General features: G+C 70.3%; 13 protein-coding genes. 7 read left to right on the top strand and 6 right to left on the bottom strand.

Annotated elements, in window-relative coordinates; genetic code table 11:
- Positions 1-162: 162 nt before the first annotated feature.
- The 4 genes from H0524_RS10565 to H0524_RS10550 all read left to right on the top strand — a co-directional run bounded on the left by H0524_RS10565 (position 163) and on the right by H0524_RS10550 (position 3,011).
- Positions 163-324 carry a hypothetical protein gene (locus H0524_RS10565; RefSeq protein WP_180198492.1) on the top strand — a complete coding sequence of 54 codons (162 nt, stop codon included), beginning with the start codon at positions 163-165 and terminating at the stop codon, positions 322-324.
- A 64-nt stretch (positions 325-388) separates the two neighbouring features.
- Positions 389-1,081, top strand: coding sequence for an ATP-binding cassette domain-containing protein (locus H0524_RS10560; RefSeq protein WP_180198503.1), 693 nt, complete (start codon positions 389-391; stop codon positions 1,079-1,081).
- Positions 1,078-2,394 (top strand): hypothetical protein, encoded by a 1,317-nt coding sequence (locus H0524_RS10555; RefSeq protein WP_180198502.1) that lies wholly within the window; start codon positions 1,078-1,080, stop codon positions 2,392-2,394. Before H0524_RS10560 ends, H0524_RS10555 begins: the two co-directional genes overlap by 4 nt.
- Complete coding sequence (locus H0524_RS10550) at positions 2,391-3,011, top strand: hypothetical protein (protein WP_180198501.1); 621 nt, start codon at positions 2,391-2,393, stop codon at positions 3,009-3,011. The genes H0524_RS10555 and H0524_RS10550 overlap by 4 nt, the downstream gene beginning before the upstream one ends.
- 91 nt (positions 3,012-3,102) lie before the next feature.
- Here H0524_RS10550 and H0524_RS10545 read toward each other — a convergent pair whose 3' ends face one another.
- Together H0524_RS10545 and H0524_RS10540 are read right to left on the bottom strand one after the other, a co-directional pair.
- The gene (locus tag H0524_RS10545; RefSeq protein WP_180198500.1) at positions 3,103-5,433 is read right to left on the bottom strand and encodes an ABC transporter permease; all 2,331 of its coding nucleotides are present in this window, start codon (positions 5,431-5,433) and stop codon (positions 3,103-3,105) included.
- Entirely contained in the window at positions 5,430-6,116 is a 687-nt protein-coding gene (locus H0524_RS10540; RefSeq protein ID WP_180198499.1) for an ABC transporter ATP-binding protein, read from the bottom strand. Before H0524_RS10540 ends, H0524_RS10545 begins: the two co-directional genes overlap by 4 nt.
- A gap of 138 nt (positions 6,117-6,254) precedes the next feature.
- Between H0524_RS10540 and H0524_RS10535 the strand changes: the two genes are divergently transcribed.
- The 3 genes from H0524_RS10535 to H0524_RS10525 are packed head-to-tail and all read left to right on the top strand — an operon-like array spanning position 6,255 to position 7,934.
- Positions 6,255-7,088 carry a sensor histidine kinase gene (locus tag H0524_RS10535; protein ID WP_180198498.1) on the top strand — a complete coding sequence of 278 codons (834 nt, stop codon included), beginning with the start codon at positions 6,255-6,257 and terminating at the stop codon, positions 7,086-7,088.
- Positions 7,085-7,750, top strand: coding sequence for a response regulator transcription factor (locus H0524_RS10530; RefSeq protein WP_180198497.1), 666 nt, complete (start codon positions 7,085-7,087; stop codon positions 7,748-7,750). The genes H0524_RS10535 and H0524_RS10530 overlap by 4 nt, the downstream gene beginning before the upstream one ends.
- 1 nt (position 7,751) lies before the next feature.
- Positions 7,752-7,934, top strand: coding sequence for a hypothetical protein (locus H0524_RS10525; protein WP_180198491.1), 183 nt, complete (start codon positions 7,752-7,754; stop codon positions 7,932-7,934).
- 354 nt (positions 7,935-8,288) lie between these two features.
- Here the strand turns inward: H0524_RS10525 and H0524_RS10520 are convergent, their stop codons facing one another.
- From H0524_RS10520 to H0524_RS10505, 4 genes are all read right to left on the bottom strand, one after another.
- Entirely contained in the window at positions 8,289-9,356 is a 1,068-nt protein-coding gene (locus H0524_RS10520) for a MerR family transcriptional regulator (RefSeq protein WP_180198496.1), read from the bottom strand.
- A gap of 105 nt (positions 9,357-9,461) precedes the next feature.
- Entirely contained in the window at positions 9,462-10,070 is a 609-nt protein-coding gene (gene prfH / locus H0524_RS10515; RefSeq protein WP_180198495.1) for a peptide chain release factor H, read from the bottom strand.
- Positions 10,067-11,254: an RNA ligase RtcB family protein gene (locus H0524_RS10510; RefSeq protein ID WP_180198494.1), complete on the bottom strand. Its 1,188-nt coding sequence runs from the start codon at positions 11,252-11,254 to the stop codon at positions 10,067-10,069. The genes prfH and H0524_RS10510 overlap by 4 nt, the downstream gene beginning before the upstream one ends.
- A gap of 296 nt (positions 11,255-11,550) precedes the next feature.
- A complete protein-coding gene (locus H0524_RS10505; protein ID WP_180198493.1) occupies positions 11,551-11,940 on the bottom strand; it encodes a VOC family protein in 390 nt (129 codons plus the stop codon).
- Positions 11,941-12,745: the final 805 nt, after the last annotated feature.

Below are 12,745 nucleotides of genomic sequence, written 5' to 3'. Positions count from 1 at the left end.
TCGGTGCGGGACGCGCTCAGCGGGTCTTCCAGCTTGAGTGCTGCGCGCATAGACTCCGTCGGTGCTTGAGGTGGCGGGGGAATTCGAGATTCACCAGCGTAGGCAACACGAACTGCGCGCAGCCGACAGCTACCCCTGCCGTTCGAAGATCGAAGCGGCGCCGTGGTGCGTCGGCATGCCGCAGTCGGTATCTTCACCGCCGAGGCGGTGCTTTCGTGGTACGTCGACTGGACCAACTTCACCGACGAGTGCCCGGCAGTCACGGGCACCGTCGAGCAGTGGATCAGACGGCTGGCACTGGCCCTCGACCGTGCTTGGGTCTGAGGAGGTTTAGCTGGTGTCCGTAGTTCTCCGGGATTGTACTTTTCAGTACCGTGCAGACATTCCGGTGTTCCGTGACCTGACCGTCGAGTTTCAGCCCGGTACGACGGTGTTGCTCGGCCCCAACGGTGCCGGCAAGTCCACGTTGCTGTCGCTGATCGTGGGGCTGCTGCGGCCAGGCGCCGGCACCGTACGGATTGGTCGGCTGGTCAGTCACGCCCGGCGTACCCGGTCGCGGTACCGTCGTTCGGTCGGTTGGCTACCGCAGCGCGTCATGGCGATGCCGGGTTTGAAGGTGCGGGAGCAGGTCGCCTATGCGGGCTGGCTGAAGGGGCTCAACCGCCGGGATGCCTGGGCCAACGCGGCGCAGGCGTTGGGTCGGGTTGGCCTGGGGGAGCTGGCGGAACGACCCAGTAAGACGCTTTCCGGTGGTCAGCTCCGCCGGGTCGGGATCGCGCAGACCCTGGTTCACGACGCGAAGCTGGTCGTGATGGACGAGCCCTCGGCTGGGTTGGATCCGCAGCAGCGGCGGGTGCTGCGGGAGGTGCTCAACGGGGTTGCCGGCGATGTCGACCTGCTGGTGTCGACGCATCAGACCGAAGACATCAGTGATATCTACCAGCAGGTGGTGGTGCTGGATCACGGCGTGGTGCGGTTCCATGGTGGGGTGCCGGAGTTTATGGCGCTGGCGCAGCCGAACGTCGAGCTGTCTCGACGGGCCGAGGACGCCTACGCGCAGTTGATCGGTGCGGAGGTATGAACGAGCGGAGCGCTGGCAGCTGGCGGACGATTTACCCCTGGCGCGCTCGTGCGGAGATCTACGTGACCGGGCCGATGCTCGCCCTGGTGCTTCTCCAGGGGACGGCAGTGGCCGATACGGTCACGTCCGGGTACTGGATGGGCGCGGTGGCCAAGGCCAACCTGATGTTGTTCATCCTCGTGCCGCTCTGCGCGGTCTGCGCCGCCTGGGAGGGGGCGCGGCACCGCGGCGGCGGCGTCAACGAACTGGGCATCGCTCGGCCGGTGTGGGTGGTCGCTGCCGTCGCGGTGGCGCCGACGCTGGTGATGGGGGTGCTCGGGGTTGCCGCAGCGGTGGTGTCGACCGCGCCTGCGGCAGTCGGTGCGCCCGGAGGCCCGCCGCTCGGGTTGATTGGTGCCTACCTGGTGGTGATGGCCGGTCACACCATTGTCGGCTACGGGCTTGGGCGTTGGCTGCCGCCGGCGCTGGCGCTGCCGGCCAGCCTGGGTGGCTCCTACGTGTGGCTGGCTTACCCGGCTGCGGTCGAGCCGTTCTGGATCCGGCACCTCAACGGACTGTCCTTTGAAAGCTGCTGCTCGATCGCTTATCAGCCGGACGGCCGGGCGGTGCTGGCCACCGTGCTCTTCGCCGTCGGCATCGGTGTTGGCACGCTGATCGCGCTGGGCGGCAGCCGGCTGTCCCGCATCGGCGGTGCGGTGAGCGGCACCGCCCTGCTTCTGGTCGCGGTCACGGTGGCGTTGCCGCTCGGCCCCGCCGTTGGTGGCCCGCGCGACGGAGCACCGCGGTGTGCTGGGCAGCGGCCCACGCTGTGCCTGTGGCCGGAGCAGGAGCAAGCCCGAGACGTCATCCACCCGGTGCTGGCATCGGCGTACTCCCGGCTCGGCGAGGTCGGCCTCATGCTGCCGGAGACGGTGACCAGCGACGTCCGCGCTGCCGACACCAAACAAGGCAACGCGGCCGAGGCGGTCTTCATCGGCCCGCCGGCCAGGCCGGACCCGCAGGTGGTGGTATGGAGCCTGGCGAACAGCTTTGTGCCGGACACATTGCCGCCCTGCGCGGCCCACGGGCGGTGGCCTGGCGTCGACAACCGTGCCGCGTTGGCGGTGTGGGTGGCGTTGGCAGCCGGCGTGCCGGCATCGACGTTGGACTCGACCGCCCCGCCGGAGCTGATCGACCTGGTGGTCCGGGTACGTCAACAACTCGACAACGAGCAGCAGCTCGCCTGGTACCGCGCCAACCTGGTGCCGATGGGCGACTGCACCACCCAGCCGCGACTTGACCCAGCTTCCTTCGCCTCGGAGCAGCCGCGGTGATCTGGTGGTGGCGCACCCGCGCCTTGACCGCGGTGACGGTCGCGTTCGCCGGGAGCCTCGCCGCCGCGATCGTGATCGGCGGTGAGGTGCTACCGCTGCCCAGTCTGGCCGGGGCGTTGCTCGTGCCGATCGTGTTCGCGCTGTTGCTGCCGCTCGTCCCGGTCGTCTTCCTCTGGCATGGCATCGACCGCAGCGGCGGTGACCTGGAGGCCACCGCGTTCCGCCTGGTGGCCGCTCGGGACCTGGGTGCCGCCGCGACGATCGTGCTGGTGACCGCGATTCTGGTCGGCGTCACCTCGGCGACCGGCTCGTGGCAGCTCGGCCCCGGATACCTGCGTAACCTCATCGGTTTCCTCGGTCTGGCCCAACTGGTCGCCCCGATCATCGGCACCCGACTCGCGGCGCTGTCCCCAGTCGGCGCGGTGATCGTCAGTGCGCTCTTCGGCACCGGCCACGGTGGCCTGGTGTACTGGTGGGCGTGGCCGGTCGCCGACACCCACTCCACACTTGCCTTCGCCGAAGCGGCACTGCTGCTGGGGATCGGTACGGCGGTAACGGTGTGGCGGTTCAACCGAAGCGGGCCTGCCCGGCTGGGCCGATGGCGAGTAGCCCGGTAGCCGGCCCAGCCGCGCTGATCCGCACACCCCGCTCCGGATCGACGATCACTGCGTCTAGGGCGGGTGGACGATGGGCCGAACCGCCGCTGGCCTACTCACTGTGGAGAACCGCGGCGATCGGGAGTTTGCCGGCTCTTCTGGCGGGCAGGGCAGCGCCCAGGACCGCGATCGCCACGCCCACGAGCACTACCAGGGACAGACCGCCGACCGTCCAGACGTTGGTGATTCGAGCCGGTAGGTCGCGCTCCGCGGCCTCGGCCATCAGCGGTAGGACCAGGCGGTGCGCACCCACCCCGAGCGGGATGCCCAGGCAACCTGCCGCCAAGCCCAGGGTGGCCATGGAGGTCACCATCATCGTCACCACCTGACCTGGCGTCATCCCGATCGCCTTCAGCATGCCGAGATCCCGGCGACGTTCTCGCGTGTTGAGCAGGACGGTGTTGAAGACGCTCAGCGCGACGACCAGGCCGATGATTGAGGCGAAGGCGATAGAAATGATCGTGACCGACACGGTGAAGGAGTTACCCAGGCCGAAGTTGGCTGACCAGGCTGACAGCCCTGGATCTGCCTGGCGAACGGCGGCCAGGTAGGTGGCGACCGGCGTGTCGGAGGCGAGTCGGATGTAGTAGAGGACTTCGTGACTCACCACCTGGTGGTCGGGTGCGAGGCGGGTGCGGAGCTGCCAGTCGGCGAAGATGGTGTCGCCGCCAAAGGCGCCCTCGATCGTCTTGCCCACGATTGTCACCGGCTCGTGGCCACCGGCATAGGCCAGTTCCAACTGGTCACCGACCTGGGCGCCCAGGTGGTGGAGGGCGGCCGAGGAGGCGACCACCTCATTCGGCGCGGTCATCCACCGGCCCTCTACGAGCTGGTCCTGATGGCCGAGGGTGGCCGAGTCGCCGCGCAGGAAACTCACCGGGACCGGGTCGCGGTGGCCGAGGGCGGTGAGTTGCATGGGCAGCTCAGCGGTGACGTGGGAGGTTCCGGGCAGCCCGCGTAGCAGCGACTCCACCTGCGGGTCGGTGCGGTCGGTGGGGGGATTGCCCAGGGACGGGTTGTTCGGGCGCACCTGCACCTGCACGGCGTCGGCACGGTCCACGGCCTGGCCGTAGCGGACCAGCGACGCGGCCAGACCGCCAGCGAACGTCACGCTGGTGACGCCGAGTAACAGCGCCGCCATGGTCAGACCGGTCCGTCCGGGACGGCTGAAGGGTAGCCCCAGACCCAGGCTGACGGCCCGGGGCAGCCGAATCCCGGAGAGCGCGCGTTGCACCCGCAGGCCGCGCCCCGTCCTCGGCGCGGCGCTGGCGCTGATCGCCTCGGCAGCGGACAACCGGCGGGTGCGGGACGCGGGAACGAGGGCAGTCAGCATGACCAGCGCCGGGACGCCGAGGAGCCCGGTGAGTGGCACCCACGCGCCGGTCTCGAGCTGACCGCCGAAGCCAAGGCCCTGAAACGCGATGCCGATCAGGGGACGGGTAGCGACCGTGCCCAGTACCGCCCCGGCAACGGCACCGGCCGTCGCCGGCACCGTCACCATGACGAGGTAGACGGACACCACCTGACGCGGTGTGAAGCCGAGCGCCTTCAGCACGCCGATGTGCCGGAGTCCGGAGACGACCGCGCCGCTGATCACGTTCGCCACGATCAGGACGGCGACGATCAGGCCGAGCACTCCGAAGACGATCAGAAACGGCAGGATCGTGCCAGGGCCGGCGGCGACGGCTTCCTTCTGGGTCAGGTAGGAGCTGGCCGCGATCAGGCCATCACGTGGCAGGCTGGCTGTCGCCACCTCCACCTGCTCGGTGGTCGCGGCGTCGCGGAAGCGGTAGAGCACCTGGGCGGTGGTCGGCCCAAGCTGGGCCATCGTGGCGGGAGAAACCCAGGCGTCGGCGGTGTGGGACACGCTGTAGGCGACACCGACGATGGTCAGCTGCGGCCGACCCGGCGTGGTGATCTTCTTCCCGATGATGTCCTGGGTGAAGTTGTCGGCTGCGCTCGGTGACGACGGCGGCAGGATGTTCACCACGATCTCGTCCGGGTCGGTGGCCCACCGCCCGGCCCAGAGGTCTACCCGGTCCACCGGCCCGGCGGGGTCAGCGCGGCCGACGACGGTGAGCGGTCCGGTTGCCCAGACCGGCCCGCCGTCCGCCGGAACGTCCAAGACGAGTTGTCCGAACGGGCCTGCGACCGCCTCGGTGTCGGTGCCGCCCGTGGGCGGTGCCGGGGTCGAGTAGGTGGCGATGACGTGCGGGCCGCGCTGTGCGGCGAAGGCCCGCTCGAAAGGGGCGCTCGACAGGTCCAGCAGCCCCGCCGCCAGTATGACCGTCGCGCTTGCGCAGAGCGCCACCAGTGCGATCACCGAGGTCTGGAACCTCCGTCGCCGTACCGCCGCCCGGGCGGCTCGCCATACCGCGCTCATGCCGTCCGTCCCAGTGCCCGCTCGCCGACGATCCGGCCGTCGGCCAACTCCACCATCCGGCTCGCGCAACGTTCGGCGACCGCCGGGTCGTGGGTGACCAGCAGCAGCGTTTGGCCGATCTGGTTGAGGTCGAGCAACAGGTCCATCACCTGCTCGCCGGTACGGCTGTCGAGTGCTCCGGTCGGCTCGTCGGCCAGCAGCAGCGCCGGGCGGTTCATCAGCGCGCGGGCCACGGCGACCCGCTGCCGTTCCCCGCCGCTGAGCGTCGCCGGGTAGGCGTTGCGGCGGTCGGCGATGCCGAGTTCCTCGAAGAGCTCCAGCGCCCGCCGCCGGGCCTGCCCGGCCCGTACGCCCATCAGCTGGGCGGCCAGCGCCACGTTGTCCAGCGCGGGCAGGTCGTCGAGCAGGTTGAAGAACTGGAAGACGAAGCCGATGCGGCGTCGCCGGAACAGGGCCAGCCCGGCCTCGCTGAGTTCGCTGAGGTCCTCGTCGTGCACCTCGACCCGCCCGGCACTCGGCCGGTCCAGCCCCGCGATCACGTTCAGCAGCGTCGACTTACCGCAGCCCGAGGGCCCCATGATGGCGACCGCTTCCCCCGACTCGACCCGGAGTGAGACACCGTCCAGGGCCGTCGCGTCGCCGTACTCTTTGCGCACCTCATCCAGGCGCAGCACCGTTGTCATGGCCCGAGGCTAGGTCGGCGTCCACGCCGGAATCGTCCCCGCCGGGATGCAGCTCGACGCCGGGTGTCATCCTGCCGATGTACGCCGCCACCACCAGGGACCGATGCGTGCCCGTGCCCGATCTGAGATTGTGGCCCGGTGATTCCCTTGGCCGCCACGCTGGCGGCAGCAGGTGTGGCAGCGGGAGCCGCCGTGGCGTTCGGTATCGCCGCGGCCCGTGCTCGTCACCGGCACCGCCGGGTCCTGGCGGAGCGGGGCTGGCTGTTGGAACGGGAGCGCCAGGCTGCCGCCGCTGCCGCGGTTGACGCCGAGCGGGCCCGCATCGCCCGGGAACTGCACGACATCGTGAGTCACCACGTCAGCGTGATGGTGGTGCAGACCGGTGCCGCGCGGGAGGTGCTGGGCGCCGCCGGAGAGTCGGTCCCACCCGAGGCCGCCGAGGCGCTGGCCGCCGTCGAGGGGGCCGGTCGTGATGCGCTGACGGAGCTACGGCACCTGCTGGGACTGCTCGCCCCCGCCGCCGACGGCCAGGAGGCCACCGAGACGCCCGACGAGTACGCGCCGCAGCCGAGCCTGAGCCAGCTGAGTCAGCTGGTCGATCGAATCGCCTTCGCGGGCCTGCCGGTCGACGTACGCGTCAGTGGCGAGCCGCATCCCCTACCGACCGGAATCGACGTGACGGCGTACCGCATCATCCAGGAGGCGCTGACCAACGTGCTCAAGCACGGCGAAGCCGACCGGGCCGAGGTCGAGGTCCGGTACGCGCACCGGTACCTGCGTGTCGAGGTCCTAAATCCGGGGCCGAGCGTCCTGTCCGGCCTGCCCGCGGCAAGGCAACCGGCCGACGGCGCCGGCCGTGGCCTGCGCGGCCTGCGCCAGCGGATCGCGGTCTACGGTGGCGACCTCGACGCCCGGCGTCGTCTCGGCGGCGGCTACCGGGTTCGCGCCCGCATCCCCCTGGACCCGGCGTGACCGGGCCACGGGTTCTCATCGCTGACGATCAGCTGCTGGTCCGCACCGGATTCCGGATGATCCTCAAGGCTCGCGGGGTGGAGGTGGTAGGTGAGGCCGCCGATGGCGTTGAGGCCGTCTCCGCGGCGAGGCGGTTCCATCCCGATGTGGTTCTCATGGATATCCGGATGCCGAACCTCGACGGTCTCGCCGCCACCCGGCAGGTCATGGCGTTGCTACCGCGGTGCCGGGTCATCATGCTCACCACGTTTGACCTCGACCGGTACGTCTACGCGGCGCTCGCCGCGGGTGCCAGCGGCTTCCTCCTCAAGGACGTGACCCCCGAGCACCTGGCCAACGCGGTACGCCTCGTCGCCACCGGCGATGCCCTGCTCGCCCCTGTGATCACCCGTCGCCTGGTGGAGCGGTTTACGATCGAGTCCGCCCCGGTGCCACCGCACCACGACCTCAGCCCGCTTACCCCGCGTGAGCTCGAGGTGCTGACCCTGCTCGGTGCCGGCCTGTCCAATGCCGAACTCGCCCAGAAGCTCACGCTCAGCGCGGCGACCGTCAAGACCCACGTAGCACGGATCTTCGCCAAGCTTCACCTGCGGGACCGGGCCCAGGCCGTCGTCCTGGCGTACGAAACCGGTCTCGTACGCCCTGGCGACCCGTCCCGCTGACTTGTTCCTACAGAGTGGCGACGGCGCGGGCGGTCCTGCGGTCGTCGGGCTGGCCAGGGGCCAGTCGGGCGGCGGCAACGAGCTCCGGTTCGCCGTGGACGGGCTGGATTTGTCCTACCTGCCGGCGATCGTCACGGCACTGAGTGGGATCGAGGCGGCGTACCCCGTGTTGGGTTCCCCGTGACGTAGCGGCCGCAGGGTCGCGACCGCAGACGTCGCCCGTCAACAACAGGACCAGGTGCTGGTCCGGTTACGGGAGTCCTCCACCTTGGATGTAGCCGTTTAGCTGGCGTTCTTCGGCTTGCCGGACCTGCTGGGCGATCTTTCGCGACTGACGTGGCGCTCGATCGCGTCGGCGTTCGCTGCGGTGAAGTGCGGAGGCCAGTTGCGGCACAAAGGCCAGCACTATTCGTCATTGCGACACACGACGACTCACTTTCCTGAACGGATGACGAGGTGCTCTGCGGAGCCGGCGCCCTTGTCGGAGCGCCGCGTAACGGCGTGGGGTTGGCAACGCCGTTACGCGGCGACGACGTCACTACGTGGCGATGATGTCGGCGACGACGCAGGCGATGTTGTCCGGCGCGCCGGCCGCGTAGGCCAGGTCGATCAGCCGTTGTGCGGTTGACTCGGGGTCACCGGACTCGGCGAGGGCGGTGTGCAGGTCGCTGCGGCTGACGACGGCGGACAGGCCGTCGGAGCAGAGCAGGTAGCGGTCACCGGCCACCGCGGTACGCAGCGCCAGGTCGGCTTCGACGGGCTGGCTGCCGCCACCGAGCGCGCGGGTGAGCAGTGCGCGCTGCGGATGGGCGGCAGCCTCCTGGGGGCTGAGCTTGCCGTACTCGACCTGGCTCTGCACCCAGGTGTGGTCCTGGGTGAGCTGCGCGAGTTCACCGCCGCGTAGCAGGTAGACACGGGTGTCGCCGATGTGCACCAGGGCTAGTTGCGTGCCGCGACGCAGCAGCGCGGTCAGGGTGGTGGCCGGCTGGTTGTCGTCGGTGCTGGTGGCGTGCACCGCGCGATCGACGTCGTCGATGGTCGCGGCCAGCATGGCGAGCAGGTCAACGGCGGGCCGGTCGGTCAGTTCGAGCGCTTTGAGTGCGTTGACGGCCGCGCTACTGGCGGTGGCGCCGGCGCCCCGGGTGCCGTCGGCGACGGCCAGCAGCCGGTCACTGGCGTAGGCGACGTCCTCGTTGCTGTCGCGCCCGATGCCCTGGTCGCAGCGGACGGCGTAGCGGACGGTCGGGGTGGGGTTGGTGGCGGACATGGTGAGGCCCTCCTGGGACAGATGTGCGACGAGGCGGGCGACGTGGTGTGCGCGGGTCGCGGTGTCGGCCGCGACCTGTTGCCAGTAGGCGGAGACCGCGCGGGCCGCCGCGTCCGGCTCCAGGTCGCACACGGTACGGATGTCGGCCAGCGGCATGCCGATGCGGCGTAACTGGGCGATCAGCCGAGCGTGCGCCAACTGCTCCGGGTCGTAGAACCGGTAGCCGGACTCGGGATCGACCGCCGCGGGCGGCAGCAGCCCCACCTCGTCGTACAGGCGCAACGCCTTCGGGGTCAGCCGCGCCGCCCGGGCGAACGCGCCGATCGTCAGCAGCTCCACGGTGTCATCCTCCTCGTGCCGGCCGGGTGGCCGGCACGGACCACGGTGCTGCTTGCCCAAGGGTCAAGGTCAAGCGCTGAGCCGTATCGCGACGGTCGGAGCCGGTCAGGGTCGTTCGACCCGCACCGGATCGCCGCGGACCAGTTCGTCGTGGGCGCGCCTTCTGGTGGCCACCAGCGCTCGCTGGGCTGCCTCGTCGCCGACGGCGAGCCGTTGCCGTAGCAGCCGCAGGGCGATACCGCGGTTGAGGCTGAACTGCCGCTCGGTGTCGACCACGACGGTGGTGCCGGTCGGACGATGCGTAGCCCGTACGGCGGTGCTGGCCTTGTTGCGATGCTGGCCACCCGGCCCACCCGTGCGTACGGCAAGCACCTCCACGTCCGCCTCGGCGAACGGCGTGACCGGGGCGTCCACCTCGCACCGGCGGGCTGCGACGTACCAGTTCTTTCTGCCCTGGCCGGCGCGGTAGGGGCTGGGCGCCTGCCAGCACAACGTCCCGGTCCAGCTGTCGGCGAACGCCTCCACCTCGGCGCCGGTGAGTCGGAGTAACACCGACCGGTAGGTGCCGGGTCGGTCGCCGACGACGCTGTCCAGCCGTACCACGTCCACGTTGTTGCGGGCGGCGTCGGCCTCCAGCCGGCGCAGCAGCCGGGCCACCGCCCAGGCGCACTCCTTGGGACCCCGGCCAGCCGACAGCAGCAGGTGCAAGCTCATCGCTGCCCCCGCCGCCGGCGCTCCGGTCGTCGGTCGGCGCGCGGGGGCATGCCCACGTCCGGGGTCTTGTAGGTGACCAGCGGGACCGTGGTCGTCACCGGGGTGGCGAGTCCATGGGCGACCAGATCACCGACGACCTGCTCGATCCGCTTGTACGCGGTCGGCGCCTCCTCGAACAGCAGTTGCCGGTCGCCGCAGACCACCAGCGAACCCAGCGGGGTACGGCGCAGCTCCTTGACCGTGTGCTTGGCCCGGCCCCGGCGCAGCGCGTCCGCCCGGGACATCTTGCGGCCCGCCCCGTGCGCCACCGAATGATTGGCCTGGGCGCCCGCGTGCGCGGCCACCAGGTACGACGGGGTGCCGCGGGTGCCGGCGACGAGTACGTCCCGGCCGTCGCCCGGCGCCGCGCCCTTCCGGTGCAGGTAGTGCCCGTCGCGTACCTCGACCAGGTTGTGGCATTGGTCCACGATCGGCGCTGTCGGCTCGGCACCCAGCGCGATCGCGGCCCGGGCGGCCAGCAGCCGTCGGTTCAGCGAGCCCCAGCGCACCGCGTCGTCGTGCCGCGCCAGGTACCCGGCCGGGTCCTCGGTGGGCCCGGCGCCGCACTGCTCGGTGTGCGCACGCAGAATCCGCTCGCCGAGGCCGCGGGATCCGCTGTGGACGACGAGGACCGTGTCGCCGGCGGTGAGCCGGAGCCGTGCGGCGTGGCCCGGGTCGAGGACCTCGCCGACGCGGGCGAGCTCGACGAAGTGGTTGCCCCGCCCGACGGTACCGAGACCGTCGAGGTGGCCGGCGGGGATGTCACCGTCCAGCACCGACCAGGCCGGGTCGTCGGCGTCGCGGTCCGGGTCGAGCGGGCGGTCCAGGTCGGGGAAGCGGGCGGCGAGCCGTTCCGGTACAACCCGCTTCAGCGCGATCGGGAAGACGGCGATGCCACAGCCAATGTCCGAGCCGACCAGGTGGGGGTAGAGCACGGTCGAGGTCATCGCGGCGCCGATCGGGGCACCCTTGCCGGGGTGCAGGTCCGGCATGCCGGCGACGTGGACCATGCCGTGCAGGGCGGCCAGCTGGCGGCACTGGTCAACGGCGTCGGACTCGACCCAGCTGGTCGGGGAGGCGAAGACGGTGACGGTGGCAGGGGTGGGTTCCGGCCGGGGCTCCGGCCGGAAGGGTGGAACAGACAAGGACGCTCACTTCTCGCCAAGGGTTGGGTGGACGGCCGCCGATCGCGATGGCATGGCGGCGACGAAGGTGCTGCCCTCACAACGACATGCCGCCAAGCATCCCGGACTTCACTGTCGCCGACAATCGACTTTTGAATCCGCCGGTGAAGGCGGATCACCCGTCGCCGGGATCCCGCGCGGTGGAAGCAACGGACCGGCACCAGCGCGGCGAGCGATCGGGGCTCGTGACCGATCGGCTGTGGAGCCACCGCCTACTGCGGATCCCGGTGTGGGCGGGTGGCACCAGCCCGAAGCGGCTAGCCGTCGAGGCTGCGCAGGACGCAGAACTCGTTGCCCTCGGGGTCGGCCATCACCACCCAGCTCCGATCGGGGCCCTGCCCCACATCGATCCTGCTTGCCCCGAGGGCGAGCAGCCTGGTCACCTCCTCGTCAGTGCTGCAGTCGATCGGGCTGATGTCGAGGTGCAGTCTGTTCTTCACGCTCTTGCCCTCGGGCACCTGGAGGAACAGCAGGGTGGGCGGCATCTGGCGATCCCGGACCGCCTCGGCGGTCGGCACCCAGGAGCCGATTTCTACCGTGCCCTCGCCCTGGTCGATCACCTTGAAGTCCAGTGCTTCGCACCAGAAGGTGGCGAGCCGCTCCGGATCGCGGCAGTCAACTGCCAGTTCGGTGAACCTGCTGGTCATTCTGCTCCTCAGCGGTACGGATGGGATTCCGAGTATCGGCCCGGGCTGCCCGGCTGGCAATCCCGAGCTTTACTTGATCACCGGGGGAGACGTCACTCGGATGACGCGCTGGCGTCGATGCGCCGGAGCAGGGCAGCGAGAACATTTCGGCGCGGGCGGGGGTGTCCGGGTGGACCGCGACGGCCAGTCGGTTCGCGGTAGTTTTGCGGCCATACCAATTTCCTAGGATGCTCTACGGGGCGTGGCATGGCGTGGCCCTGGCGTACCCCCGGTGTCGCTCGCCCCGCCGTCCTGCGGTGCCCACCTGGCCTACCAGCTGGCTGGGTGAAAGCCACTCGTCCGTGAGTCGTCGTCACCAATGGCGATGTCTATGCCGGTTTGGGGTCTGGTCGGGGCCATCGTGGTGGTGGAATCCCGGCGGGGGTGGGGGCGTTACACCCTGCGTACGACCGAGCAGGCGGCCCCGGGAATGGTGGTGGCCGGTCGGTCGTTACATCTGGACCCGGCGCCGCGATGTGTGCCCCTGGTGAGGCCCGCGGTCGCCGACCCCCTTTTCTCTTGTGATCTTTTTGAGCGCCGGACGGTGCTTGCACCCCTTTGCCGCCTGACCCCCTTCAGGCGTGTGGGTGGGTGTCGACCCCCGAATGGAGCAACCCCCATGAAGAACACGATTCTGCGTCGTAGTGTCCTTGGTATCGCTGGTCTGGCCCTGTCCACCGGTGTCGTCGCCGGCCCCCTGGCCACCCTCACCGACACCACCCCCGCAGCGGCTGCTGCTGGCGTGGCGCAGGCGGAGAAGCCGGAC

Origin of the sequence: Salinispora sp. H7-4 (assembly GCF_013416675.1) — a bacterium.
GTDB classification, from domain to species: Bacteria; Actinomycetota; Actinomycetes; order Mycobacteriales; family Micromonosporaceae; genus Micromonospora; species Micromonospora vitiensis.
The sequence above is the reverse complement of the archived record's forward strand: the minus strand, read 5'-3'. Positions and strand labels throughout refer to the sequence as shown.